Origin of the sequence: Herbaspirillum rubrisubalbicans (genome assembly GCF_003719195.1) — a bacterium.
GTDB classification, from domain to species: Bacteria; Pseudomonadota; Gammaproteobacteria; order Burkholderiales; family Burkholderiaceae_D; genus Herbaspirillum; species Herbaspirillum rubrisubalbicans.
In genome coordinates this window covers 4480509-4507466 of record NZ_CP024996.1, presented here as the reverse complement: position 1 = coordinate 4507466, position 26958 = coordinate 4480509, and the positions used below count along the sequence as shown (strand labels likewise).

At 63.2% G+C, this 26958-nt stretch carries 21 protein-coding genes; 16 read left to right on the top strand and 5 right to left on the bottom strand.

Going from position 1 to position 26958, the window contains the following annotated elements; genetic code table 11:
* Positions 1-94 precede the first annotated feature (94 nt).
* Entirely contained in the window at positions 95-637 is a 543-nt protein-coding gene (locus tag RC54_RS20020) for a hypothetical protein (RefSeq protein WP_026052079.1), read from the bottom strand.
* A 326-nt stretch (positions 638-963) separates the two neighbouring features.
* Here RC54_RS20020 and RC54_RS20015 point away from each other — a divergent pair, with 326 nt between their 5' ends.
* Positions 964-2121, top strand: a complete 1158-nt coding sequence (locus tag RC54_RS20015) for a metallophosphoesterase (protein ID WP_061788660.1) — start codon at positions 964-966, stop codon at positions 2119-2121.
* Between the two features lie 19 nt (positions 2122-2140).
* Here the strand turns inward: RC54_RS20015 and RC54_RS20010 are convergent, their stop codons facing one another.
* Positions 2141-3097: a GlxA family transcriptional regulator gene (locus tag RC54_RS20010; protein WP_058896635.1), complete on the bottom strand. Its 957-nt coding sequence runs from the start codon at positions 3095-3097 to the stop codon at positions 2141-2143.
* A 101-nt stretch (positions 3098-3198) separates the two neighbouring features.
* Here RC54_RS20010 and RC54_RS20005 point away from each other — a divergent pair, with 101 nt between their 5' ends.
* The 12 genes from RC54_RS20005 to RC54_RS19950 all read left to right on the top strand — a co-directional run bounded on the left by RC54_RS20005 (position 3199) and on the right by RC54_RS19950 (position 20136).
* Entirely contained in the window at positions 3199-4461 is a 1263-nt protein-coding gene (locus RC54_RS20005) for an MFS transporter (RefSeq protein WP_061788661.1), read from the top strand.
* A 58-nt stretch (positions 4462-4519) separates the two neighbouring features.
* Positions 4520-5131, top strand: a complete 612-nt coding sequence (locus tag RC54_RS20000; protein WP_061788662.1) for a TetR/AcrR family transcriptional regulator — start codon at positions 4520-4522, stop codon at positions 5129-5131.
* Between the two features lie 23 nt (positions 5132-5154).
* Positions 5155-6183: an NADP-dependent oxidoreductase gene (locus tag RC54_RS19995; RefSeq protein ID WP_058896632.1), complete on the top strand. Its 1029-nt coding sequence runs from the start codon at positions 5155-5157 to the stop codon at positions 6181-6183.
* A 75-nt stretch (positions 6184-6258) separates the two neighbouring features.
* Positions 6259-7269 (top strand): LLM class flavin-dependent oxidoreductase, encoded by a 1011-nt coding sequence (locus RC54_RS19990; protein ID WP_061788663.1) that lies wholly within the window; start codon positions 6259-6261, stop codon positions 7267-7269.
* Positions 7270-7389: 120 nt separating this feature from the next.
* Positions 7390-8973 carry a gamma-glutamyltransferase family protein gene (locus RC54_RS19985; RefSeq protein WP_061788664.1) on the top strand — a complete coding sequence of 528 codons (1584 nt, stop codon included), beginning with the start codon at positions 7390-7392 and terminating at the stop codon, positions 8971-8973.
* A 290-nt stretch (positions 8974-9263) separates the two neighbouring features.
* Positions 9264-11480, top strand: a complete 2217-nt coding sequence (locus RC54_RS19980; RefSeq protein ID WP_061788665.1) for a diguanylate cyclase domain-containing protein — start codon at positions 9264-9266, stop codon at positions 11478-11480.
* A gap of 311 nt (positions 11481-11791) precedes the next feature.
* Positions 11792-11881 (top strand): K(+)-transporting ATPase subunit F, encoded by a 90-nt coding sequence (kdpF, locus tag RC54_RS19975; RefSeq protein ID WP_017452361.1) that lies wholly within the window; start codon positions 11792-11794, stop codon positions 11879-11881.
* Between the two features lies 1 nt (position 11882).
* Positions 11883-13664 (top strand): potassium-transporting ATPase subunit KdpA, encoded by a 1782-nt coding sequence (kdpA, locus tag RC54_RS19970; RefSeq protein ID WP_061788666.1) that lies wholly within the window; start codon positions 11883-11885, stop codon positions 13662-13664.
* Between the two features lie 61 nt (positions 13665-13725).
* The gene (gene kdpB / locus RC54_RS19965; RefSeq protein ID WP_058896627.1) at positions 13726-15924 is read left to right on the top strand and encodes a potassium-transporting ATPase subunit KdpB; all 2199 of its coding nucleotides are present in this window, start codon (positions 13726-13728) and stop codon (positions 15922-15924) included.
* A gap of 29 nt (positions 15925-15953) precedes the next feature.
* Complete coding sequence (kdpC, locus tag RC54_RS19960; protein WP_044529355.1) at positions 15954-16565, top strand: potassium-transporting ATPase subunit KdpC; 612 nt, start codon at positions 15954-15956, stop codon at positions 16563-16565.
* 94 nt (positions 16566-16659) lie between these two features.
* A complete protein-coding gene (locus RC54_RS19955) occupies positions 16660-19416 on the top strand; it encodes a sensor histidine kinase (protein ID WP_061788667.1) in 2757 nt (918 codons plus the stop codon).
* Between the two features lie 9 nt (positions 19417-19425).
* Positions 19426-20136, top strand: a complete 711-nt coding sequence (locus RC54_RS19950) for a response regulator (RefSeq protein ID WP_058896625.1) — start codon at positions 19426-19428, stop codon at positions 20134-20136.
* Between the two features lie 27 nt (positions 20137-20163).
* Here RC54_RS19950 and RC54_RS19945 read toward each other — a convergent pair whose 3' ends face one another.
* The 3 genes from RC54_RS19945 to RC54_RS19935 all read right to left on the bottom strand — a co-directional run bounded on the left by RC54_RS19945 (position 20164) and on the right by RC54_RS19935 (position 22207).
* Positions 20164-20736 carry a hypothetical protein gene (locus RC54_RS19945; RefSeq protein WP_058896624.1) on the bottom strand — a complete coding sequence of 191 codons (573 nt, stop codon included), beginning with the start codon at positions 20734-20736 and terminating at the stop codon, positions 20164-20166.
* Positions 20737-20842: 106 nt separating this feature from the next.
* Complete coding sequence (locus RC54_RS19940) at positions 20843-21250, bottom strand: hypothetical protein (protein ID WP_058896623.1); 408 nt, start codon at positions 21248-21250, stop codon at positions 20843-20845.
* A gap of 72 nt (positions 21251-21322) precedes the next feature.
* Positions 21323-22207 carry a TorF family putative porin gene (locus RC54_RS19935; RefSeq protein WP_061788668.1) on the bottom strand — a complete coding sequence of 295 codons (885 nt, stop codon included), beginning with the start codon at positions 22205-22207 and terminating at the stop codon, positions 21323-21325.
* A gap of 325 nt (positions 22208-22532) precedes the next feature.
* On the opposite strand from RC54_RS19935, the gene RC54_RS19930 reads away from it, so the two are divergent.
* The 3 genes from RC54_RS19930 to RC54_RS19920 all read left to right on the top strand — a co-directional run bounded on the left by RC54_RS19930 (position 22533) and on the right by RC54_RS19920 (position 26872).
* Positions 22533-25049, top strand: coding sequence for a type VI secretion system Vgr family protein (locus tag RC54_RS19930; RefSeq protein WP_061788669.1), 2517 nt, complete (start codon positions 22533-22535; stop codon positions 25047-25049).
* Positions 25050-25176: 127 nt separating this feature from the next.
* Complete coding sequence (locus RC54_RS19925) at positions 25177-26202, top strand: hypothetical protein (protein ID WP_061788670.1); 1026 nt, start codon at positions 25177-25179, stop codon at positions 26200-26202.
* On the top strand, positions 26141-26872 hold the full coding sequence (locus tag RC54_RS19920; RefSeq protein WP_231738775.1) for a hypothetical protein: 732 nt from the start codon (positions 26141-26143) through the stop codon (positions 26870-26872). Before RC54_RS19925 ends, RC54_RS19920 begins: the two co-directional genes overlap by 62 nt.
* Positions 26873-26958 lie beyond the last annotated feature (86 nt).

Genomic DNA, 26958 nt, shown 5'->3' with positions numbered 1-26958 from the left:
GGCGTCGATCACCTCCATGAAAAAATGGCCGGAGCAGTGCAGCTCCGGCCATTTTCATTGGGACCACGCCGGTACCAGCGTGGTGCCGGCCAGCTTAGTCGAAGTACTTGGAAATGACTTCGCCAAAGGCCTGTTCGGCCGACATGCCATTGAGCATGAGCTTGCTGATTTCATCGGAATGCTGGTTGATTTCATCGGGCAGCATGTGGCGGTTAGCCTTGAAGTAGGCGTACTTCTCGCCATCGACCGCTTCGCGCGCGCGGGCCGCGGCGGTAGTCGGGCGGGCCGTGCCGCCGGCGCTGCGGGCCGAGGCGGCGCGTGCCGAGCGCGGCGTGCTGCGGGTGCCGCTGCCACCGGTGGCGACGATGCGCTTGATCTGGTCAAGCGTGAAGATGGGCGTTACGTTGCCGGGACCGAACTCGGTTTCCTCGGCGCGGTGCAGGTGGTGGTTGCCGTCGAAGGCCATCTTCTTGTCGAAGCTGTTGATGACTTCATAGTGCGGTTTTTGCACCGAACCGAACATGCTGAAATGGACGCGGTCGCCGTAGGAGGTCATCTGGGTGATCACGCCGTTGAGGAATTCGGCCTTGATCGCCTCGACGTTGCCATGCCAACGTTTGGTTTTGCTTGAACTCAAAATAACTCTTCCAATGATGCAGGCGCGGCCTTTGGTCGATGCTGTTGCTATCGATGCAGCGGGTGCCGCCAAGGTCGCGCAAATTAAAAACGGGGGGATGAAGGCAATATTATCCTCCTCTGCACGTCTTCTTGCATACCCGATGCCGATTTTTTCTTTCTGCGAAGGGCTTGACTAACCGAATGTTGGGCCATTTTGCCGAGAATTTATGAGGTTTTTCGCAGAAATTGCTTGAAAAGCATTTTCCCAGCCTCCATCTGCTTGCCTTCTGGCAAGCTCCGGCGCCTGTGTGGCGCTATCCCATCTTCCTCTTGCAAAGGCATTCCATGCGACGTAGCTACGTTTCCGTCTTCATCGTCCTGGGCCTGCTGGCCGCGCTGCACGCCTGGATCGGCTGGCAGCTGCTGCCGGCACTGAGCAGCGATGCGCTCTGGATCGGCCTGGGGGTGACCGTGCTGGTCTTGTCCGTCCTGTTGATGCCCGTGGCGCTGGCCGTGCCCTACCTGAAGCGGCGCGGCCTACCCGAACCCTGGTCGGATCGCCCGGCCTGGGCCGGCATGTTGGCCATGGGCGCGTTTTCCTCGGCGCTGCTGCTGACCCTCTTGCGCAGCCTCGCCCTGGCCCTGTTGCCCTGGTTGCCGTTGTCGCCCATCGAGCGGCATGAGATGGTGGAACTGACCGCCTGGCTGGTGCTGGCGCTGACTGCAGCGGCTACCGTCATCGGTTATCTCAACGCCCGCCGCACCGCCGCCGTGGTCGAGGTCAGCGTACCCATCGCCGGGCTGCCCAGCGCGCTGGAAGGTTTTACCATCGTCCAGATTAGCGACATCCATGTCGGCCCCACCATCAAGGCGCCCTATCTGCAAGCCATCGTCGACAAGGTCAATGCGCTGCAACCGGACGTGGTGGCCATCACCGGTGACCTGGTCGATGGCAGCGTGCGCCAGCTCGCGCCGCATACCGCGCCGCTGGCGCAATTGCGCGCCCGCCATGGCAGCTACTTCGTCACCGGCAACCACGAGTACTACTCCAATGCCCATGAATGGATAGCCGAAGTGCGCCGCCTGGGCGTGACCGTGCTCATGAATGAACACGTGGTGCTGGACCATGAAGGGGCCGGCCTGGTGCTGGCCGGCGTGACCGACTACACCGCCCATCATTTCGATGAAGCCCATCGCAGCGATCCCAAGGCAGCCATCGCCGCGGCCCCAGAGGGTCATCCCCGCATCCTGCTGGCACACCAGCCGCGCACTGCGACCGCGGCCGTGGAGGCTGGCTTCGACCTGCAATTGTCGGGCCACACCCATGGTGGCCAGTTCTTCCCGTGGAATTTCTTCGTGCCGCTGCAACAGCCGTATGTGGCGGGCTTGAAGCGTTTGCAGGGGCTGTGGATCTACGTCAGTCGCGGCACCGGCTACTGGGGCCCACCCAAGCGCCTGCTGGCGCCGTCCGAAATCACGCGCCTGCGGCTCACGGCGCGCTGAGGCGTTCTATGTTTCAGTTTCACGTTTCATCCAGCCGCGCCAGTCGGCGCATGGCTTGCGGCGGCTGACCGAACAGGCGCAGGCAGGCGCGCCGCATCCGGTCGGCGTCGCCAAAGCCGGTGGCGCGGGCGATGCTCTCCAGGCTGTCCTGCGATTGTTCGATGCGCAGTCGCGCCGCTTCGGCCCGCATCTGCTCAATGGCGCGCGCCGGGGTCTGGCCGGTCTCGGCGGCAAAGGTGCGGTCGAACTGGCGGCGGCTGAGGCAGGCCACCTCGGCCAGCAGGTCCACCGTCAACTCATGCTGCAAGTGTTCGCGCGCAAAGCCCAGCGCGCGGCGGATGCGCTCGGAACCGCCATCCATCTCCTGCAAGGCCGAGAACTGCGACTGCCCGCCCGGGCGGCGGTGATACACCACCAGCTCGCGCGCCACGCTGCGCGCCAGTTCCACCCCGTGATCCTCTTCGATGAGCGCCAGGGCCAGGTCGATGCCGGCAGAAATGCCGGCCGAGGTCCAGACCTTGCCATCGCGCGAATAGATGCGGTCGCTATCGACCTTCACCTGCGGGTGCATCTGCTGCAGCTTGGCCGCCATGCGCCAGTGGGTGGTCGCGTGCCGGCCATCGAGCACCCCCGCGGCCGCCAGGACGAAGGCCCCGGTGCAGACCCCGGCGATGCGCCGCGAACGCGCCGCGGCCCGCACGATGTACCGCCGTAGCGCTGGCGACACCAGTCCCTCGCGCGGCGCACCACCACCGGCTACCACCAGCGTATCGAAGCTGGCACGGCCGATGCGCTCGGTCTGGATCAGCGCGCCGGCTGAACTGCGGATCATGCCGCCCGCTTCGGAATACAGCGTCAGCCGATACAGCGCCTGACCGGACACCCGGTTGGCGGCATCGAAGGCCGACAGCGGACCGGTGAAATCCAACATGCTGCAATCGGCAAAGATGAGAAAAGCAGTATCGCGCGCGGGCATGGTGCAGAAAACGTCAAATGGCTGGAAATGCCGGAATTATGACATTCAAGCCATCGACTTGCACGCCACACTGCAGGGCCTGATCCTCACCGGAGCCCGCCATGGAACCCGTCGCCACAGCCGCTGCACCACTGGCCTCAACGCCATCCTCATCCCTGTCCGCCAGCGCGCATCGCTGGAAAGTCCTGGCCGCCGGCGTGGCCGCCAATGCCAGCTTCTCGGCGGTGTTCTCGGGCATTCCCGTGACCTCGCTGGTCTTGCGCAGCGACTACCACTTGAGCAATGCGCAACTGGGCCTGGCGCTGGGCCTGTTGAGCCTGGGCGTGGCGCTGGGAGAGCTGCCATGGGGCTTGCTGACCGATCGCCTGGGCGACCGCAAGGTGCTGCTGGTGGGCCTGCTCGGCACCAGTGTGGCACTGGGCTTGCTGATGTTGCTGGCGCGCCCGGGGCAGGGGGCGGATGCGGCCTACCTGTGGCTGTGTGGCGGACTGATGCTGGCGGGTTTGCTGGGCGGTAGCGTCAACGGCGCCAGCGGGCGCGCCATCATGGGCTGGTTCGCCGAGGGCGAGCGCGGCCTGGCCATGAGCATCCGCCAGACCGCGGTGCCGCTGGGGGGCGGCATCGGCGCCTTGCTGCTGCCCTCGCTGGCGGCGCAGGCCGGCTTCGCCGCGGTGTTCGGCCTGCTCATGTCGTTGTGCCTGGCCAGCGTGGGCCTGGTGCTGTGGTGGCTGCGCGAACCCCCGCTGCAGCTGCACGCCCGACTCGCGGCCACCAGCGCCACCCCGGCCTTGCGCAATGCAATGGTGTGGCGCCTGGCGCTGGGCATCGGTTTGCTTTGCGCGCCGCAGGTGGCCTTGATCAGCTTCGGCGGCATCTTCCTGCATGAGGTGGGGCAGGCCGGCTTGCTGCTCATCAGCGTGCTGTTGACCCTGGTCCAGATCGGTGCGGCGGTCACGCGCATTGCCAGCGGCCGCTGGACCGACCGCCGCGGCCAGCGTCGCGATTACCTGCGCGGTTGCGCACTGGCCAGCGCCATCCTGTTCGCCGCGCTGGGCGCGCTGTCCCTCCTGAGCCTGCACGCTGCCTTGCCCTGGCTGTCACTGCTGCTGGTGAGCGCGGGCGTGGTGGTGTCGGCCTGGCATGGCGTGGCCTATACCGAACTGGCCGTGGTGGCCGGCCCCTCCCAGGTTGGCACGGCCTTGGGGCTGGGCAATAGCTGCGTGTTCCTGGTGTTTTTCCTCACCGCCCAGGCCGTGCCGCTGCTGCTGCACTGGCAGGGCTGGCCGGCCGTGTGGCTGGGCACGGCGCTGGTGGCCTTGCTGGTCTTTCCCTTGTTCCCGGCGCTGGTCAAACCACGGGCCTGATCTACCGAAAAAGACCGGTCTTAGACGACCGGTCTAATTTTCCTTTAGAATGGTCGCCATGCGAGAACACTATGGCCAAAACAAGCGCAACATCCTCCAGGCCGGCCGCGCCCTCATTGCGCAAAAAGGTTTTTCCAGGGTCGGCCTGTCCGAGATCCTGGCCGCAGCCGACATCCCCAAGGGTTCCTTCTACCATTACTTCGGTTCCAAGGAACAATATGGCCGCGAACTGATCGAGCATTATGTGGCAGGCTACCTGGACCGGCTAGGCGATGTCCTGGAGGCCCGCCATGGTGGCAACGCCCGCGAGCGCCTGCTGACCTACTGGGGTTATTGGCTGGAAAGCCAGTGCTGCCAGCAGGTCGAGCAGCGCTGCCTGGTGGTCAAGCTCTCGGCCGAAGTGGCCGACCTCTCCGAGGATATGCGCCAGGCCTTGCATGAAGGCACGCAGCGCTTCATCGAGCGCATTGCCGTGTGCATCGAAGAGGGTATCGCCGAAGGCTCGCTGCACACCGTACTGCAACCGCTGGCCACGGCCACCATGCTCTACCAGCAATGGCTGGGCGCCAGCCTGCTGGCGCGCTTGAGCCGCGACCGCGCACCGATGGAAGCGGCCATGCTGGTCACCCGCCATGTGCTGGTGCCGCCCCCGATTGCCTCGCATCGATGAACTGAACACAGAAAGGATTTCCCATGACCCAGCTTCCCCAGAACAATCGCCGCATCGTCCTCGCCTCGCGCCCGACTGCGGCCCCCAGCGCCGACAACTTCCGCCTGGAACAAGTCGCCATTCCGGCGCTGCAGGAAGGCCAGATGTTGTTGCGCGGCCAATGGCTCTCGTTGGACCCCTACATGCGCGGACGCATGAGCGATGCCCCCTCCTATGCCCCGCCGGTGGCCATCGGTGAAGTCATGACCGGGGGCGTGGTCTCGCAAGTGGTCAGCTCGCGCCATCCCGATTTCAAGGAAGGCGACCTGGTCATGGCCTACACCGGCTGGCAGGAATACGCCGTCTCCGATGGTACGGGCGCGCACAAGTTGCCGGCCGGTTTCGACCATCCCTCCCATGCCCTGGGCGTGCTGGGAATGCCCGGCTACACCGCCTATGCCGGCCTGATCGATATCGGCCAGCCGCGTGCTGGCGAGACCGTGGTGGTGGCCGCTGCCACTGGCGCGGTCGGCTCCCTGGTGGGGCAGATCGCCAAGCAGCGCGGTTGCCACGTGGTGGGCATTGCCGGTGGCGCGCAGAAGTGCGAGTCGGCGGTCAAGGAACTGGGCTTTGACGCCTGCATCGACCACCGCGCCGCCGACTTCGCCCAACAATTGCAGGCCGCCTGCCCGCGCGGCATCGACGTGTATTTCGAAAACGTCGGTGGTGCCGTGCTGGACGCCGTCTTCCCGCTGTTGAACATCCACGCCCGGGTGCCGGTGTGTGGCCTGATCGCCCACTACAACGGCGGCAGCCTGGCCACCGAAAGCAATGCGTTCTTGCGCCGCGTGCTGACCCAACGCATTCGCGTACAGGGCTTCATCATCTTCGACTACTACGTCAACCGTCCTGACCTGTATGCCGCGTTCCAGCAGGAAGTCGGCACCTGGCTCAAGCAGGGCAAGCTGCACTACCGCGAAGACGTGGTGCAGGGCCTGGAGCAGGCGCCAGAGGCCTTCATGGGTCTGCTGCAAGGCAAGAACTTCGGCAAGCTGGTGGTCAAGCTGGACTGAACCTCGCTTCAGGCACCGCCTGCATGACCCTTCCCGGGGAAGCTACCCGGCCACCGCGTCAACAAGGATGCACGCATGATTCCCTTTTCCGTTCTCGATCTGTCTCCCATCAACCTGGGCAGTAGCGCTGCCCAGGCCTTCCAGAACAGCAAGGAACTGGCGCAGCGCGCCGAAGCGCTGGGCTATCGGCGCTACTGGCTGGCCGAGCACCACAACATGCCCGGCATCGCCAGCGCGGCCACCGCACTGGTGATCTCACACATCGCCGCCCATACCCGTACCATTCGCGTCGGTTCTGGCGGCATCATGCTGCCCAATCATTCACCCCTGGTCATTGCCGAACAGTTCGGCACCCTGGAGTCGCTCTATCCGGGCCGCATCGACCTGGGTCTGGGGCGCGCACCGGGTTCCGACCAGCGCACCGCGCGCGCCTTGCGGCGTCACATGGGCGGTGACACGGCAGACAATTTCCCCCAGGACGTACTGGAACTGCAGCAATATTTCGATGAGCCCTCGGACTACCAGGCCCTGCGTGCGGTGCCCGGCGCCGGCCTGAAGGTACCGCTGTGGTTGCTCGGCTCGAGCATGTTCAGCGCCCAACTGGCGGCCGAACTGGGTTTGCCCTTTGCCTTCGCCTCGCACTTCGCGCCCGGTTTCATGAAGTCGGCGGTGCAGATCTACCGCGAGCGCTTCAAGCCCTCGGCCAACCTGAAGAAGCCTTACGTCATGCTGGCCCTGAACGTCTTCGCCGCCGATACCCAGCGCCAGGCCGAGCGCCTGTTCACCTCGCTGCAACAGCAGTTCCTCAATCTGATCCGCGGCACGCCCGGTCAGTTGCGCCCGCCGGTGGAGGATATCGATGCGCTCTGGCAACCGGGCGAGCAGGCGCACGTGGAGCGCTCGCTGGCCTGTGCCGTGGTGGGTGACCGCGAGACGGTACAGGAAGGCCTGCAAGCCTTCATCGATGAACATGCCCCCGATGAACTCATCATCACGGCGCAGATCTTCGATCATGCGGCCCGGCTGCATTCCTTCGAGATTGCCGCCGAGGCGCGCGCGGCCTTGCAGGAGCGGGGGGCGATCTGAAGTCGCTGGAGATGGTGGAGGGAAAAACGGCAAGGGCCTGGTCCCTGCCGTTTTTTTTATTTCGGTATGATGCCCGCATCGTAGTCCAGCACAAGAACAGCAACACATCAGGAGGCAGCCATGTTGTATAGCAAGACCTGTCTGGGCGGTATGGTCACCGCTCCCCATCACCTGGCCGCGCAAGCCGGCGCACAGATCCTGCGCGAGGGCGGCAATGCCGTCGAAGCCATGGTGGCGGCAGCGGCCACCATCGCCGTGGTCTATCCGCACATGAACGGCATTGGCGGTGATGGCTTCTGGGTCATCAGTGAAGCGGGGCAGGAACCGGTCGCCATCCGCGCCTGCGGCCCCGCGGCGGCATTGGCCACCCAGGACTTCTACACCGGGCAGGGCCACCGCACCATGCCCACCCGCGGCCCTCATGCGGCGCTGACGGTGGCCGGTGCTGTGGCCGGATGGTCGGCCGCACTCGACTATGCCCAACGCTTTGGCCGCGCCTTGCCGCTGCCGATGCTGCTGGCCGACGCCATCCGTCATGCACAGACCGGCGTGCCCATCACCCGCTCGCAACATGAACTGACCCGCGCCAAGTGGGATGAACTGAAGGACCAGCCCGGCTTTGCCGCGACCTATGCCGCCGACGGCATCCCGCCCCAGGGCAAGGTGCAGAAACAGTCAGCGCTGGCAGCCAGCCTGTCCCGCCTGGCCGAGGCGGGTCTCGATGATTTCTACCGCGGCGACCTGGCGCAACGCCTTGCTGCAGGCCTGCAAGCGGTCGGCAGCCCCTTGCGCCGCAGTGACCTGGAAGCCTTCCGCGCCCAGCTGTTGCCGCCGCTGATGGTGCAATTAAGGTCAGGCCGCGTCTACAATCTGCCGCCGCCCACGCAAGGCGTTTCGGCATTGATGATCATTGGTCTGTTCGATCGACTCGGCGTCCCGCAGGCCGAAGGTTTCGCGCACATCCACGGTCTGGTGGAAGCCACCAAGCGCGCCTTCATCCTGCGCAACCAGCACGTCACCGATCCCGCCCACATGAGCGTGGAGGCCGCACACTGGCTGCTGGCCGAGGCCCTGGACCAGGAGGCTAGGCAGATCGATATGCAGCGCGCCGCACCCTGGCCGCATCCGGCCAAGCCCGGTGACACCATCTGGATGGGCGCGGCCGATGCCCAGGGCCGCGTGGTGAGCTACATCCAGAGCATCTTCTGGGAATTCGGCAGCGGCGTGGTGGTGCCCGACACCGGCGTCGTGTGGCAGAACCGCGGTGCCAGCTTCACGCTCGACGATGGCGTCAACCAGTTGCAACCGGGCAAGCTGCCCTTCCATACGCTGAACCCTTCGCTGGCACGTCTGAACGATGGCCGCACCCTGGCCTACGGCACCATGGGCGGGGAAGGGCAGCCGCAGACCCAGGCCGCGGTCTTTACCCGCCACGTACTGTTCGGCCAGAACCTGCAGGCCGCCATCAGTGCACCGCGCTGGCTGTTGGGGCGCACCTGGGGCGATGTCTCCACCAACCTGAAGGTGGAAGGCCGGGTGCCGGACGCCACCATCGAGGCCTTGCGCCGCGCCGGGCACGAGGTGCAGGTGGTGGCGGACTACACCGACATGATGGGACATGCCGGTGCGGTCTGTGTGCACCCGGATGGCGTCATCGAAGGCGCCACCGATCCGCGTGCCGATGGGGGCTGCGCGGGCGTTTGAATATCGTTTACGTGGCGAGACGGCGAGGCGCAACGTATCGCCATGCCGGCTCGCTTCCGTTGTCTTTTTGCATCTCCCGCATGGCGGGAAAAGTTCGCTATTGGCCTCTTTTACGCTCACGCCGGGGCTTTTGATACGGCAACACGGAGGGAGGATTGATGAGTTTTACGCGTGAGAAAAATTTTCACGAAGTTTTTCGGCAAATGCGATGAAAAACCATAGCTGTTCTGGCAAGATGCCGAAATAGCTAGAACTTATTTCATCAATTAGCACGCAAGTCTGTTGATTGAATGTGTTCTCCGCGGTTCACAGGGGAGCCGTCATGCATCCAGCCGTATTGCAGCATCTTGTCTCAATTGAACAACAATAAAGCCCCATCTCCGCCGAATCTGTCGTCGTTGATTACGCTGGGGGTGGTTATAACCGTGCTCATCACGACCGTGTCGGTGCTGCTCCTGGTGGATCAGTTCACCCGTGGTTATGCGCGTTCGGAAAGCGAAACGCGCATGAAGCAGTTGGCCTGGCAGATGCAGGATGCGCTGGAGCGCGGCATGAGCGAGCGCGAAATCGACCTGCGGCAACTGGTGTCGCGGCCCTCGATCCGCAATGGACATGACTTGTCACTCATCCGCCGGATATTGGACGAATTGCAGGCCAGCGTGCCGCACTATGCCTGGATCGGCCTGGCGCGCCCCGACGGTTCCATCATGGTAGCCAGCCAGGGCTGGCTGGAAGGCGCCAGCGTGGCCGAGCGACCGTGGTTCCAGGAAGGCCGCAAGGGCCCCTACGCTGGCGACTACCATCCGGCCGTGCTGCTGTCGCACCAACTACCGCCGCAATCCAATCCCTGGCGTTTCGTCGACCTCTCGGCCCCCGTGCATGACCTGCAGGGCCGCTTTATCGGTGTGCTCGGTATGCACCTGTCCTGGTCCTGGGCGCGCGACATCGCGGGCAAGCTGCTGGCGCCGACCAGCAACCGCTATGACGTCGAGGTCATCATCGTGCGCAGCGACGGCACCGTCATCCTCGGCCCCAAGAGCATGGAAGAAAGCAAGATCGACACCGCCAGCTGGCGTGCCTCGTTGAAGGCCACCAATGGCGGGTCGATGATCGAGACCTGGCCCGATGGCCAGCGCTACGTCAGCGGCTATGCCCGCACCGGCAGCACCGGTGGCATGAAGCTACAATGGAGCGTGATCGTGCGCCAGCCCGAGGTGGTGGCGCTGGCCGCCTTCCGCGACCTGGAGCGGCGCGTGATCCTGGTCGGCGCGCTGTCCTGCGTGGCGCTGGTGATCCTGGCCTTCGTGCTCACGCGGCGTCTGGTGGCGCCCATCAATGCCTTGTCGGCAGCCTTGGAGCAACGCGCCGCCGGTCAGGCCGAGGTCGCCATCCCGCAGGTCAACAGCTATCGTGAAATCCAGTTGCTGTCCTCCACCCTGGTCAACATGGTCGAGCGCGAAGAACGTTATCTGAGCGAAGTGCGCTCACTCAACGAAAGCCTGGAGCAGCGCGTGGCCGAGCGCACCAGCCGCCTGCACGAAACTGCCACGGCCTTGCAGCAAGCGTTGGACCAGCAACAGGACAACCAGCTCCAGCTCGAAGAAACCGCCGCCGAACTGCGCGCCATCCTGGAAAACGCTCAGGACGCCTTCATCGCCGCCGACGAACATGGTCGCGTGGTGGAATGGAACCGCCAGGCCGAGCTGCTGCTGGGCTGGCCGCGTGACCAGGCGATGGGGCGCGACATGGCCGAGTTGATCATCCCGCCCGACCTGCGCGCGGCCCACAATCGCGGCATGGCGCAGTTCCTCAAGGATGGCACCAGCGTGCTCATCAACAATCGCATCGAGCTGCAAGCCTTGCATCATGACGGCCACGAGCTGCCCGTCGAGATCACGGTGGGTCACGTCAAGCGCCAGAGCGGCCACCTGTTCATCGCCTTCCTGCACGACATCACCGAGCGCCTGGCCTTCCGCGACCAGATGCGCGAGCTGGCCCTCACCGACGTGCTCACCAGCCTGCCCAACCGCCGCGCCTTCAGCGACCGCCTGCCCGAGGGCATGATGCGCGCGCGCCGCGCCGATCAGTTGCTGTCCCTGTTCTTCATGGATATCGACGGTTTCAAGGGCGTCAATGACCGCTACGGCCACGAGGCCGGTGACGAACTGCTGGTGGAGTTTGCGCGCCGCCTGCAACGCTCGGTGCGCGACGTCGATACGGTGGCGCGCCTGGCCGGCGACGAATTCGTGGTGATCCTGGAAAACCTGCAATCGCAGGAAGACGCGGTGATGGTGGCCGAAAAGATCCTGGCCACCATCCGTGAACCCTTCGAACTGACCCACTCCACGGTGCATATCTCCAGCAGCATCGGCGTGGCCGTCTACCAGCCCAACCTGGATGGCGAAGTCGGCCCCGAAGAATTGCTCTCGATGGCCGACAAGGCCATGTATACGGCCAAGCGCCTGGGCAAGAACCGCGTCGAACTGGGCCGCCCCACCGACGTATAAGCCAGCGGGGGCGAACGCGCCTGCGATCTTCTCCGGTTTCTCCTACCTCCCGATTGCACGAGTCGTTACGTCTCGTTTACATCCTGTTTACACCCTCGCCGCAAACATTTACCGGGATTTAATGCCCCTTTCTCTATCGTTGCACTGTCTCCGCCTCCGACCCCGGAACGGAGTCAGACAACGTCAACAATGGAGTGGGAAATGTGGCAAACGGATTTTCTCTACGTAGTCATGCTGCTGGTCTGTGGCATTTCGATGTGGGCATTCATCGCCCTGTGCAGCCGTCTGGAACGGCAAGAAGGGGATAAGAAATGAACCTCATGTATCTGCTGGGGCTGGTGGTCTCCATCGCCCTCTTGCTGTACCTGGTCTATGCCCTGATCAAGCCGGAGGATTTCTGATATGGACAGCAATAATTATTACCAGCTCGGCCTCTACCTGGTCGTGCTGCTGCTGCTCTCCCTGCCGCTGGGCTGGTACATGGCCCGGGTGATGGAAGGCAAGTCGCGCTTCAATCGCCTCTTCGGCGGTATCGAACGCATCTTCTATCGCATCAGCGGCATCGATGGTGAGCAGGAGATGAACTGGAAGCAGTACGCCATTGCCGTGGTGCTGTTCAACTTCATCGGCGTAGTGGTGGTCTACCTCCTGCAGCGCGTGCAGCTATGGCTGCCGTTGAACCCGCAGGCCTTTGCCAACGTCAGCCCCGATTCGTCCTTCAACACGGCCTTGAGCTTCGTCACCAATACTGATTGGCAGGGTTACACGGGCGAAGCCACCATGAGCTACCTGACCCAGATGGCAGCGCTGGCGGTGCAGAACTTCCTGTCGGCGGCCACCGGTATCGCCATTGCCTTTGCCTTGATTCGCGGCTTTGCCCGCCACAGCAGCAAGGGTATCGGCAACTTCTGGGTGGACATGACGCGCAGCATCCTCTATGTGCTGCTGCCCTTGTCGGTGGTGTTCGCGCTGGTGCTGGTGCAGCAGGGCAGCATCCAGAACTTCCATGCCTACCAGGACGTGAAGACCCTGGAAGTGACCAACTACACCATCCCCAAGCTGGACGCAGCCGGCCAGCCGCTCAAGGACGCCAAGGGCGAGCCGCTGACCGAAGCCCAAAGCACGGATAAGCAGACCCTGCCCATGGGCCCAGTGGCCTCGCAGGAAGCCATCAAGATGATCGGCACCAATGGCGGCGGTTTCTTCAACGCCAACTCGGCGCACCCCTATGAGAACCCGACGCCGCTGTCCAACTTCTTGCAGATGCTGGCCATCCTCATCATCCCGGCCGCACTGTGCACCAGCTTCGGCGTGCTGGTGGGCGACCGTCGCCAAGGCTGGGCCATCCTGGCCTCGATGACACTGCTGTTCGTGGTGATGACGCTGGTGTTGATGTACTCGGAGTCGCAACCCAATCCCATGCTGGCCTCGCTGCACGCTTCCGGCCCCAGCATGATGGAAGGCAAGGAAACCCGCTTCGGCATCCCGGCCTCGGCGTTGTTTGCCTCCATCACCACGGCTGCCTCCTGCGGTGCGGTCAATGCCATGCATGACTCGCTCTCGCCGCTGGGTGGTCTGGTGCCGATGCTGCAGATGCAACTGGGCGAGGTGGTGTTCGGTGGCGTCGGTTCGGGCTTGTATGGCATGTTGATCTTCGCGGTGCTGGCGGTGTTCATCGCCGGTCTCATGATCGGTCGCACCCCGGAATACCTGGGCAAGAAGATCGGCGTGTTCGACATGAAGATGATGTCCATCGCCATCCTGATGACCCCGGCCCTGGTACTGATCTTTACCGCCCTGTCGGTGATGGTCGAAGGGGGGCTGGCCGGCATCGCCAACCCCGGCGCACACGGCTTCTCGGAGATCCTGTACGCCTTCAGCTCGGCCGCCAACAACAATGGCAGCGCCTTTGCCGGACTGTCCGCCAATACGCCGTACTACAACATCACCACCGGCCTGTGCACCTGGCTGGGCCGCTTCGGCATCATCGTGCCGGTGCTGGCCATGGCCGGTTCGCTGGCCGCCAAGAAGCGCCTGGCCGCCACCTCCGGCACCCTGCCCACGCATGGTCCGCTGTTCGTGGCGCTGCTGATCGGCGCGGTGATCCTGGTGGGTGCCTTGACCTACGTTCCGGCGCTGGCGCTGGGACCGGTGGTGGAACACCTGCAGATGATGGCGATGTGAATGATTTGAAGGATTCCACCAGGCGCAGCGCCTGGTGGAGCAACCCGCAACGGATACCCATATGAAGAACTCTTCCAGCAATACCCCGGCCGGCAGCACCCAAGCCGTACCGGCCGATGCCATCCCGTCCGCTGCGCAGACTGCGCGCTGGATGTTCGATCCCAAGATCGTCAAGCCGGCCCTAGCCGACTCTTTCCGCAAGCTCTCGCCGCGCGTGCAGTGGCGCAACCCGGTGATGTTCGTGGTCTACCTGGGCAGCATCCTGACCACGCTGCTGTTCATCCAAGCCCTGGTGGGCAAGGGCGAAGCACCGGCTGGCTTCATCTTCGCCATTGCCGCCTGGCTGTGGTTCACGGTGCTGTTTGCCAACTTCGCCGAAGCCCTGGCCGAAGGCCGTAGCAAGGCCCAGGCTGCGGCCCTGCGCGGCGTCAAGAAGAGCGTGCAGGCCAAGAAGCTGCGCAGCGCCGATTACACCCGCGGCATGGATGCGGCCAACGCTGCACGCCAATGCGAAGTGGTGGAGGGCGGCAGCCTGCGCAAGGGTGACCTGGTGTTCATCGAAGCCGGCGATACGGTGCCGGCCGATGGCGACGTCATCGAAGGCGTGGCCACCGTCGATGAGAGTGCCATCACCGGGGAATCGGCACCGGTGATCCGCGAGTCCGGTGGCGACTTCTCGGCTGTCACCGGCGGCACGCGGGTGCTGTCGGACTGGATCGTGGTGCGCGTCTCGGTCAACCCCGGCGAAGCCTTCCTGGACCGCATGATCGCCATGGTCGAAGGTGCGCGTCGCCAGAAGACCCCCAATGAACTGGCTCTGACCCTGCTGCTGGTGGCCCTGACGTTGGTGTTCCTGCTGGTGACGGTGACCCTGCTGCCGTTCTCGATCTTCTCGGTCACTGCTGCCGGTACCGGCTCGCCGGTCACCGTCACGGCCCTGATCGCCTTGCTGGTGTGCCTGATCCCGACCACCATCGGCGGCCTGCTCTCGGCCATCGGCGTGGCCGGCATGAGCCGCATGATGCAGGCCAACGTGATCGCCACCTCCGGTCGTGCCGTGGAAGCCGCTGGCGACGTCGACGTGCTGCTGCTGGACAAGACCGGCACCATCACCCTGGGTAACCGCCAAGCTGCCGCCTTCATGCCGGCCCCTGGTGTGACCGAGCGCGAGCTGGCCGATGTCGCGCAACTGGCCTCGTTGGCTGACGAAACCCCGGAAGGCCGCAGCATCGTGGTGCTGGCCAAGAACCGCTTCAACCTGCGCGAACGCGAGATGGCCGGACTGGGCGCCGAATTCATTCCCTTCTCGGCCCAGACCCGCGTCTCCGGCATCGATATCGGCCATCGCCGCATCCGCAAGGGCGCTGCCGACGCCATCCGCAAGCTGGTGCGTTCAGCCGACCAGCGCCTGCCGGCCCAGGTGGAAAGCGACGTCGAAGCCATCGCCCGCCGAGGCGGCACGCCGCTGGTGGTGATCGAATGGAACAATGAAGCCGCCGTCATCCATCAGGGCGCACCGATCCGCATCCTCGGTACGGTGGAGTTGAAGGACATCGTCAAGGGTGGCATCAAGGAGCGTTTCGGTGAGCTGCGCCGCATGGGTATCAAGACCATCATGATCACCGGCGACAACCGCCTGACCGCAGCGGCCATTGCCGCTGAAGCCGGCGTCGACGACTTCCTGGCCGAAGCCACGCCCGAGCAGAAGCTGGCCCTGATCCGTCAGCACCAGGCCGAAGGCAAGCTGGTGGCGATGACCGGCGACGGCACCAACGATGCACCGGCACTGGCCCAGGCCGATGTGGCCGTGGCCATGAACAGTGGTACCCAGGCCGCCAAGGAAGCCGGCAACATGGTCGATCTTGATTCCAATCCGACCAAGCTGATCGAGATCGTCGAGATCGGCAAGCAGATGCTGATGACCCGCGGCAGCCTCACTACCTTCAGCATTGCCAATGACGTGGCCAAGTACTTCGCCATCATCCCCGCCATGTTCGTGGCCAACTATCCGCAGTTGGGTGCCCTGAACGTGATGCGCCTGGCCAGCCCCGAGTCGGCCATCATGTCGGCGGTGATCTTCAATGCGCTGGTGATCGTGGCCCTGATTCCCCTGGCCCTGCGCGGAGTGCGCTACCGCGCCCTGGGTGCGGCCGTGCTGCTGCGTCGCAACCTGCTGATCTATGGCGTGGGTGGTCTGTTGGTGCCGTTCGTGGGCATCAAGCTGATCGACATGCTGCTGGCCGCCTTCGGCCTGGTCTGAACCTGTTTGAGCACATCAAGGATAGCCTCATGAAAACCTCGACTTCCCATCCGCTGCGGCCTGCCATCACGCTCTTCATCCTGCTGGGCGTGTTGCTGGGCGGCCTGTATCCCTTGCTGGTGACCGGCCTGGCCCAGGCCTTCTTTCCGCAGCAGGCCAATGGCAGCCTGATCGAACGCCAGGGCCAACTGGTCGGCTCGGAATTGATCGGCCAGAACTTCACCAGCCCGGCCTATTTCTGGGGCCGGCCGTCGGCCGCCGGTACCTTCCCCAATAACGGCATGTCTTCCGGCGGCAGCAACCTGGGCCCGACCAATCCGGCCCTGAAGCAAGCCGCAGAAGATCGCGCCAAGGCCTTGCAAGAAGCCGATCCCGACAACAAGGCAGCCATCCCCATCGACCTGCTGACCGCCTCGGCCAGCGGCCTGGACCCCCAGATCAGCCCGGCCGCCGCCGAGTATCAGGCAGCACGAGTAGCCCGTGCCCGTGGCCTGAGCGTGGCACAGGTGCGCTCGCTGATCCGCAGCAACAGCGAGAGCCCGCAATGGGGCCTGTTCGGTGAGCCGCGCGTCAATGTGCTCAAGCTGAACCTGGCGCTGGATGCGGCCGCGCCCTTGCCCAAGACGGCACAGCCCAAGTAAGCCCCCCTTTACCTTGGTCTGATGGCCGGTGGCGCGCACAACGCGTGCCACCGGCTTTTTGCCACTACAATGCTTCAATTCTGATATCCCCTATATGAACACTCGCCCCGATCCCGACGACCTGCTGGAACGTGTGATGCGTGACGAAGAACGCCAGGCGCGTGGCCGCCTGAAGATCTTCTTCGGCTTTTCGGCCGGTGTGGGCAAGACCTTCGCCATGCTGGAAGCGGCCCAGGCCTTGGGCGCGCAAGGGGTGGACGTGCTGGCCGGCGTGGTCGAGACCCATGGCCGCGCCGAGACCGAGGCGCAACTGGCCGGCATCGTGCGCCTGCCCATGCGCCTGGTGCCTTACCGCAATCGTCAACTGCCCGAGTTCGATCTGGATGCCGCCCTGGAGCGCAAGCCCGGCGTGATCCTGGTGGATGAACTGGCGCACTCCAACGTGCCCGGCTCGCGCCATGCCAAGCGCTGGCAAGACATCGACGAACTGCTGCGCGCCGGCATCGATGTCTACACTACGCTCAATGTGCAGCACATCGAAAGCCTCAATGACGTGGTGGGACAGATCACCGGCATCCGCGTCTTCGAGACCGTGCCCGACCATGTCTTCGATGAAGCCGACGATGTCATGCTGGTCGACATCCCGCCCGACGAATTGCTCACGCGCCTGCAACAGGGCAAGGTCTACCTGCCGCAGCAAGCCGAGAAGGCCGGGCGCAATTTCTTCCGCAAGGGCAACCTGATCGCGCTGCGTGAAATCGCCCTGCGCCGCACCGCCGACCGGGTCGATGCCGATATGCGGCAATATCGTGCCGACCGGTCCATCGCCCAGTTGTGGCAGGCGCGCGAACGCATCGTGGTGGCCGTGGGCAGCGGCGCCGGCGAAGAACGCCTGATCCGCGAAGGCGCGCGCCTGGCCGCCAAGCTGCAGGCCGAATGGCTGGCCGTGCATGTGGACCTGCCGCGCCAGCGCCAGAGCATGAACGAACGCGAGCGCGTGGTGGCTTACCTGAAACTGGCGCAATCACTGGGCGCCGAGACGGCCAGCATCAGCGGCGAGCAATTGTCGGCTGCGCTGCTGCAATTTGCCCGCAGTCGCAATGCCGGCAAGCTGGTGATCGGGCAGGAAGAGGGCGGCCTGCGGCGTCTGTTGCGCTGGCCGCGCGGTTCGCTCTCGCAGCGCATTGCCAGTGCCGGCGGCGAGATCGACCTCTACACGATTGCCCGCAGCCGCACCCGCGAACATCAAGAAGAGCGCAGCATGGACAGTGCCGCCAGCGCCGCCGAAGCGCTGCTGACCCGGCGCCGCCGCACCCGTGGCAGCCTGTGGGCGGTGGCCAGTTGCGCCGCCACCACGACCCTGGCCTTCGTGCTGGATGGCAAGCTGCATCCGGCCAACGTCATCATGCTCTACCTGGTGGGCGTGATGCTGGTGGCGATGCGCTATGGCCGTGCCGCCTCGATCCTGGTGTCGGTACTGTCGGTGCTGTCCTTCGATTTCTTCTTCGTCGATCCGCGCTTTTCCATCTCGGTGTCGGACGCCCAGTATCTGCTCACCCTGGCGGTGATGCTGGCGGTGTCGCTGTTTATCAGCTCGCTCACCGCCCGCCTGCGCCGCCAGGCCAGCGTGGCCATGCAGCGCGAGGCGCGCGCGGCCAATCTCTACATGCTGGGCAAGGAATTGTCGGCCTTGCTCACGCTGGACCAGATCCTGGAAATCGGCCGCCGCCATCTGGCTGCCGTGTTCGGCGCCCGCATCGCCTTCTTCCTGCCTGATAGCGCCGAGCAGTTGCGCCTGGCCGAACCGCAAGCCGATAGCGGGGGCGCGCACGTCTTGCGCAGCGTCGATGCCGGCGTGGCGCAATGGGTCTACGACAACGGCCAGCCGGCCGGCAAGGGCACGGCCACCCTGCCATCGGCGGCGGCGCTGTACCTGCCGCTGATGGCCACCATGCGCACCCGTGGCGTGCTGGCCTTTGCCATCGAAGCGCCCAGCGAAGAAGAACGCCAACTGGCCGCCGCGCAACTGGCCCTGCCCGAGAACCGCCAGATGCTGGAAATCTTCTGCTCCCAGATCGCCATGGCCATCGAGCGCCTGCACTATGCCGAGGTCGCCCAGGATGCGCTGGTGACGATGGAGTCCGAGCGCCTGCGTAATTCACTGCTCTCGGCCATCTCGCACGACTTGCGCACACCGTTGACTTCGCTGGTGGGCAGTGCCGAAGTGCTGGCCGGCGACGCCCGACTCGATGACGACGCCCGCGCCATGGCCCGCACCATCAGCGAACAGTCGCAGAAGATGGTGGGATTGATGAACAACCTGCTGGACATGGCGCGCCTGCAAGCCGGCGTGGTGACCCTGAATCGCCAGTGGAACGCGCTGGAAGAACTGACCGGCTCGGCCTTGCGGCTATTGGCCAAGGCGCTCGAAGGGCGCCTGGTCGAGACCCGCATCGCGCCCGACCTGCCGCTGTTGCGGGTCGATGCCGTGCTGCTGGAACGGGTACTGGCCAACCTGGTGGAAAACGCCATCAAGTATTCGCCGCCCGGCAGCAGCATCACCATTGCCGCCCATGTCGAAGACATCGATGACGCGCCCCAGGTCAAGGTCAGCGTGATCGACCATGGACGGGGTTTCCCGCCGGCCATGACGCAGCACGCTTTCGAGAAATTCACCCGCGGCGACAATGAATCGGCCACCCCCGGCGTCGGCCTGGGTCTGGCGATCTGCCGCGCCATCGTCGAGGCGCACCAGGGCCGCATCTGGATCGCGCCGCAGGAAGCCGGGCAGGGCGCCACGGTCTGCTTCACGCTACCGGTGGAAGCGCAACCGGCGCTGCCGGAAGAATAAGGACAACCCATGCAAGAACACGCAGGCAACATCGTCTTCATCGAAGATGACCCGCACATCCGCAAGCTGGTCAAGAGCGCGCTGGAACAGGAGGGCTTCATCGTGCACGAAGCCAAAAACGCCCGCGAGGGCGTCACCGAAGCCGGCACCCGCAAGCCCGACCTCATCATCCTCGACCTCGGCCTGCCGGACGCCGATGGCAAGCAGGTCATCAGCGAAATCCGCAACTGGAGCAGCGTGCCCATCGTGATCCTTTCGGCCCGCACCCAGGAATCCGAAAAGGTGGAAGCGCTCGATGCCGGCGCCGACGATTACCTGGTCAAGCCGTTCGGGATGCCCGAGCTGCTGGCGCGGATGCGCGCCCAGTTGCGGCGTCATGCGCGCGCCTCAGGGGCGGGTCAGTCCAGTGGGCGCTATCGTCTGGGGGAGGTGGTGGTGGATCTGCCGGCGCGCAGCGTCAGTCGCAATGGCGAAGCCCTGCACCTGACGCAGATCGAATACCGCCTGCTCTCGACCCTGTTGCGTGACGCCGGTCGCGTCATCACGCACCGGCAATTGCTGGTGGCCGGCTGGGGCCCATCCCATGCCGAAGATGGCCACTACCTGCGCATCTACATGCAGCGCCTGCGCCAGAAGCTGGAACACGATGCGGCCCAGCCAGTGCATATCCTCACCGAGATCGGCGTCGGTTATCGCGTGGCCGAAGTGGTGGCCGAATAGCGCCTGCCTGCTGCCTGTTCTGCCCGGTCACGGCCAGTTCAGTAGCGGCAGCGCCAGCCCCACCATGGCGATGCAGCCCAGGTTGAGCAGCAGGCGCTGGCGCTTGAGCACGAACGACAGCAGCCAGGAGCCTGCCAGAAAGACGATGAAGTTGGCCAGGTATTGCTTGGCCGCCGCGGCCACCGGCAACTCCGGCGCCTCGGCCAGCCCCGAGAATTTCCAGGCACAGGCCAGTGCCGCCAATACCGCGCAGTTGAAGTAGGTGTTGACGGTGGGGAAGCTGTCTTCCTGATGATCCGATACGTCCACGCTTTGGCATTGATTGTCGCGGTAGCTTGCCTCCAGCCAGTGTCGCTCGCCGCGCCAACGGTACAGGCTGGCGCCGTCTTCACGTATCTGCTGGGATTGCGGCGGGCCCAGGCGGGCCGTCATGAATTCAGGCGTGGTGTTGCGCCACTCGGCAGTCTGTGCGGCACGGAAACGCTGCTCCAGTTGCCGCGCCTTGCGGCGCCGGCCCAGTTGCTTCAGGGCCAGCTGCGCCAGGGCCAGGGAATTGAACAGGTAGATCCATTGCAGGATGGTGTTGTAATCGGCTTGCATGGGCAGGTCGGATGATGGCAATAGCGATGAGGATGCCGCATCTTGCCGTCAGCCTTGACGCTTGTCCAGCCCAACCGTAGTCAGGGGATTCTAACGCGATATGAACCTAAAGATCCCCCCATAGATCAATCTGGCGGCGGATCTGGCCATTGCCTGCGTCGCAGATGAACATGACTTCCCGCAAGTCTTGCCGCACCACGTAGCGGAAATAGGCGTGATCGCTGCGGGCCACGAACTCCTCGCTCTCTATCTTGCCGGCCATGGCCTGGCCGATCTGGCGTCGGCAATCCTCGCGATGCTGCAAGGCCTGCGGCGAGGGGCCATAGTCCTGCTCCGAACGATAGGGCACTACCGCTTGCGTGAGCGGCGCCAGGCTGGCGCAGATCAGGAACAGCAGCAGCGCCACCAGCACGCAGCGATAGCGGCGCCGCTGCGCGGTACGCAAAAACAGATGACGCGGCGAGAGCGGGTGGAGGCGATCTTCGCCACGTTTCCAGTGCAGACGGCTACGCATGATGACTCACCTCCTTACCCATTCTCACGTTCAGTTCACATTGTCGTTTCAGGAAAACGCAGCTCAGAAACCTCAGAAACTCTTGTTGATCGACGCCACCCACTGGTTGCCGCCGATGTTCTTGCCGCGAATGATGTAGCCAGCGTTGGGCGCATTGCTGCCGGTATAGGCCAGACCCAGCACGTAGCCGGAGTAGTCGCGACTGAGGCCCAGCTTCCAGTCGGTATAGGAGAGACTGGAGGCATTGGGGCCGGTATAGTGCTGGCGCCCGATGTGGGCCAGGCCGTTGATGCCGGCAAACAGTTCATGGTTCACCGACAGGTCGGCATAGGTGGTGCCGCTGGTACCGGCATTGCCGAAGGTATCGCCGGTGCTGTAGGAATACTTGAAGGCGATCCACTTGGCATCCAAGCCCAGGTAGAGCTCGGTGGTATCGGGCTTGGTCATGTTGGTCGGATAGCTGCCGGGGTAGGCATAGTGCAGCACACCGATGTCGCCGCTGAGCCAGTCGTTCAAGGCAGGCTTCCAGCCGCCATAGAGATCGGCTTCCAGGCTGGCCGAAGCGGCTGGATTGCCATCGGAAATCCAGCTCACGTTGGACAGCCACACACCGGCATAGAGACCGTTGTCATGGTTCAGGTCGAAGCCGCCTTGCAGGGCCGGTTTCTGATTGGTCTGGGTGGTGCCACGGAACACATACTGGCTGACCACGCCGATATTGCCGGTGAGATGCAGCGGTGAAGCAGAGGTATCTGCGGCAGCGGCGGCGGGTGCAGCAGCCACGCTTTCCTGCGCCTGGGCCGGCGCGATCACGGCAATGGTCAGCAGCGCAGCGGCTGCCGCCAGTGTGGCCAGACCGGCCAGTTGCGCATTGCGCAGGCGGCGCTGCCCCAGCGGCGTGAAGCGGACGAGTTGTTCTGGATCTTGTTGGTCTTGTAGTGAGGGACGGCGGTTCATGCTGGATGCTCCACGGGTTGAGGAGCATGAAGCTTAGATTTTGTTATGTTTAATCCGGGTAAAACTTTAATTGTCCGTCGTAAAAATGGCGTAAAAAGTTCTATCGGAAGATCGTGGATGGCCGCGTCATTGCTGGAGAATCATCTTGTGCGATATCTCAAAAGGCGAGAGCCTTGTCTAGAAATATTTAGTTTTTCGTCTGGTTAACTTTCTAATTTTTCGCCATTTATCCAGACCACCCACCGCTTTCCTGGTAATCGCCTTCACAGTCCTGCCTTTGCGCGTGCATCCCGCACGCATCGGCATCGATCAGGCAGGAGATTCCATGGAGACGTCCCGTCCTTCCCTTCATCAATTCGAACAATGGATACAGCAATCCCAGCATCGTCGTTTCATGCGCCTGAGCTTTCCGCATCAGGACGCCCTGGCGGCGCGTCTGCTGGTGCAACGTCTTGATGCCGAGGAACATTTATCGCGCGACTTCGTCTTGCGCGTGCAATTGATCAGTGACGATCCCCATCTAGCGCTCAAGGATGTGATGGGAAAATTGCTGGTCATCGAACTGGTGCGTGAGGATGGCACCTTGCGATACTTTTCCGGCCATGTCTTTGCGTTTTGCCGCCAGCGCGCCGATGGCGCCATCGTGGTGTACGAAGCGGAACTGGGGCCCTGGTTCAGGTTGCTGTCGCTGCGCAGCGATCATTATATTTTCCACGACCGGACCCTGCTGCAGCAGACCGAAGAAATCTTCGCCGACTACCCCTCCCATGCGCGCTGGCAATGGCAGGTCAGTGCCAACGATCCGGCCATGGCCGATGCCTGCCAGTTCGGCGAGACCGATCACAACTACCTGTGCCGGCGCTGGGAAGCGGCAGGCTGGCATTACTGGTATGAGCATGACGCCAGCGGCCACACTCTCATCGTCGGCAGCGACAGTCGCAACCAGGCTGCCATCGATGGCGATGAGTGCGTGCGTTTTCATGGTGCTGCCGGCAGCATCGAGGACGATGCCATCGATCACTGGTCGCCGCAACGCCAGCTGGTGGCTAGCAGCGTGGCGCTGGGTAGCTTCGACTTCAAATCGCCCTATCCGAACTGGATAGATATTCCCACACTGAACCAGCAAGGCTTGGCGCCTGCCCTGGAACACTACGAGTACACCGGCCAATACGGTTATCGCGACCTGGCCGATGGCGACGCCCAAAGCCGTCTGCGCATCGAGGAGATCGAAGCCCGTGCGCGCCATGTCGCGGGACAGGGCAATTGCCGCACCCTGATGCCGGGCCGCTGGTTCCGTTTGCTGGATCATTTCGAGCGGCCGCGCTTTGATGCGCGCAGGCAGCGAGGCCAGGATGAGTTCCTCATTCTCACCGTGCGCCATCGTGTTCTCAATAATTATTTGCCCGATCTCGAGCAGGACCATCCAGCGCCTTACCGCAACTGGTTCAGCTGCACGCGCCGCAAGTATCCGTGGCGCCCTGGTCGCGGCTTCAATAGTGTCGCGCCCTACGCCATCGGTTCACAGACCGCGACGGTGGTCGGCCTGCCTGGGCAGCCCGCGCTGTATACCGATGCCTATGGACGCGTGCGCGTGCAATTCCACTGGGACCGCGTCGGCCAGAACGACAGCGGCAGTTCGACCTGGGTGCGCGTGGCCAGCAACTGGGCCGGCGCGCAATTGGGCGCGCTGGCCTTGCCCAGGGTGGGTACGGAAGTGGTGGTGCAGTGGCTCGATGGCAACCCGGATCGCCCGCTCATCACCGGCAGCGTCTACAACGGCAGCCACCTGCCGCCCTGGGAGTTGCCCGCGCAACGCAGCTTGAGTGGCCTGCGCAGTCGTGAGCTTACCGATCAGGGCGGCAATGCTGCGCTGGGGCGCAGCAACCACCTGATCCTGGACGACACCGCCGGCCAGATGCAGGCGCAATTGCACAGCGACCAGGCCAGCAGTGCGCTATCGCTGGGCCACCTGCACCGCATCGAAGACCACCTGGGCCGCAAGGAGGCCCGCGGCCAGGGCTGGGAATTGCGCACCGATGCCTGGGGCGTCTTGCGCGCCGGACTCGGAATGCTGATCACCACCGAAGCCCGCGCGCGTGCCCGAGGTCATGCCAAGGCACTGGCCGAGACCTTGGCACGGCTGGTGAGTGCGCGTCAGCAACAGCAGCGCCAGGCCAAGCTGGCCGAGCGCGCCGCGGCCCAGGACGGCGCGGCCCGGCAAGCCCAGGTGGTCGATGCGCTGCAGGCGCAGAACGCCGCCATTGGTGGCCGTGCGGGTGGCCAGGAGGCCGCAGCGCAAAGCGACTTCCCGGAACTTTCCGCCCCCTTTCTGGTGCTCTCCAGCCCCGCCGGCATTGCCGCCACCAGCGCCGGCGACACGCACCTGGCCAGCGCTGGCGATACCGCAGTGACTGCCGGCCGGCACCTGTCGCTGTCGGCGCTCGGAAATTTCTTTGCCAGTGTGCGCCAGGCCATTCGCCTGTTCATTGAACAGGCGGGCTTGCGCATCGTGGCTGCTGCGGGCGACATCGACCTGCGCGCGCTCAAGGACAACATTCACCTGCTGGCCAAGCTGAAGATCACCCAGACCGCAGATGAGATCGTCCTCAGCGCGCACCAGCGCATCGTCATCAACGGCGGCGGCAGTTATGCGCGGCTGGACGCCGAAGGGATAGAGCTGGGCACCCGTGGGCAGTTTCAGGTACGGGCTAGCGTCAAGCATTTCGATGGCGGGAAGACCATGCCGGTGCCGCAGGTGGATGGGGAGGGGATGGAGGGGTTTAATGAGAGATTCAGGGTGGTCGATGAGTTCAAACGTCCGCTCAAGAATGTCCGGTACTAGGTGCGCAGCAGCAGTGGAAAGACCTGGGAGGGAAGGAGCGATGCCCAAGGATGGACGCCCTATTTCAACACTGATCGGCCAGAAAATCTGGAGATCGAGATTCTGCATGAGGTAGATGATGAGACTAATGACGCAACTGAAGAAGCAGCAAAGGAAGAGGAAAAAAAAGCTGAGTCGCAAGGGGAACAAGAAAGCAGCGACGACTAACCGGACGAAGGACTCTGGCGTAGAGGTGATCGTGCGCAGGGATGACACAGGTGACTGGATCAAGCCGACGACGGGGGAGAAATTCTATATCGATGAGGATGCATTATTTCCAGACGTGGAGTTTGAATTCACGACCGATGTGCCTGGGCCTTATGTGTGGACATGGGAGATGATCTGGAGCGCGCAGGTAAGCAGTCTGAGCGAGAAGGAGAGAGGGAGAACCGTTAAGAATCTCAGGCGGGCGGGAAAATTCACGCAGGACGGTAGACACTGGAATGCCCGAAGCATTGGCGCTGTGATTGGCGGCACGCTGCGCATAGTAGTTCAGGTTGGTCAACAGGAATTCATCCGAACGGTAAAGGTGTTGGCAAAGCAGCCCGGTGCGGACCGGATCAAAGCCCATATTCGGGAACGCAATGAACCGCTGATGGAAAAGTTGATCCACCAGGAGTCTCGGTTCAAGCATGTAATCAACAACGATCTGGAGCCCATCGTGGCAGGAGACCGCGGTTTTGGCGTAGTGCAGCTTACCAACCCAATGCCGAGTTATTCGCAGATATGGAGCTGGAAGGAAAACGTGGATGCCGGGATTGCGCTGCTACGGCAGAAGCGGGCTGCGGCGAAAAGAGATTTTGAGCAACAAAAGCCGGTTTCGTACACAGCGGAGATGCTGGATACGGAAACGATTACCCGCTGGAATGGCGGAAAGTACCACGAATGGGATGAAGGGAAGAAGAAGTGGGTTCGGCAGAAGAGCATCCTCTGTGATTCAAAGACGGGAAATGTCGGATGGAATATGACACTGGAGTCCAATGCCGGAAAAACGGAAAGTGAGCTACATGACCGAGATAACGGTACCTATAGAAAGATGAAGGAGGGACAGAATGAAGAACATGCTTGGCAATATTCAGGAGTCTGTTATGCGGACCATATTGAAAAAAGGTAAGTGCGTTGTGTTGATTCGGTTTGGACATCTTCCCGAGTTTGCTATGAGAGCCATATCGTTAAGAAATAAGTGTTTTATTCTCTTGCTGCTACTGCCGTTGTTTTCCTTTGCCAGCGAACTCCCCAGGCTCAGCGAAAAAAGGCTTTCCCAGTATCGCGAGCAATCAAAAGATGGAAATCCGCCATGGAAGTATGTACTGATTCATGCCGATGGTTCGGCGGCCAATGCCGGTAGCTCGGCGCAGCCAGTGTATTTGCTCGACATCAGAGCAGATCCTGGGAGTAATGTCATTTCTTCAGCCGAGATCGACAAGCTCGTCAAAGGAGAGTTCAGCTTGGACCTTCAATCCGACACGCTCCTTAGTCAGGGGCAGACGGACTACATCGTTCTCACCATGTCACGTCCTGCGCAATACAACCCGCGCTATGTTCCCTGCATGATAGGTGCAGGCGAGGAGCGTGCCTATCTGTTAGCCATTTCTCCCGGCAAGCTGAAGGTCGTCAACAGATTCTTTGGTGGTTGTGCGACAAGTTATGAGGTGATACGAGACGGTACTGACCTTGGCTACCGGGTTATCGCGGAAGGACAAACACCCCACACGGTACGATACATGTTGCGCGGCAATAGTGTCATCAGGGAACCTGACTACCGGAAGAAAATCTCCAAATAAATGTGACACCGGCTGCGCATCAAGATTTTTCTATCGGGGTCTGTCGATGAATGGCATCGATCTCGATGCTTTGAAATTTACTAAAT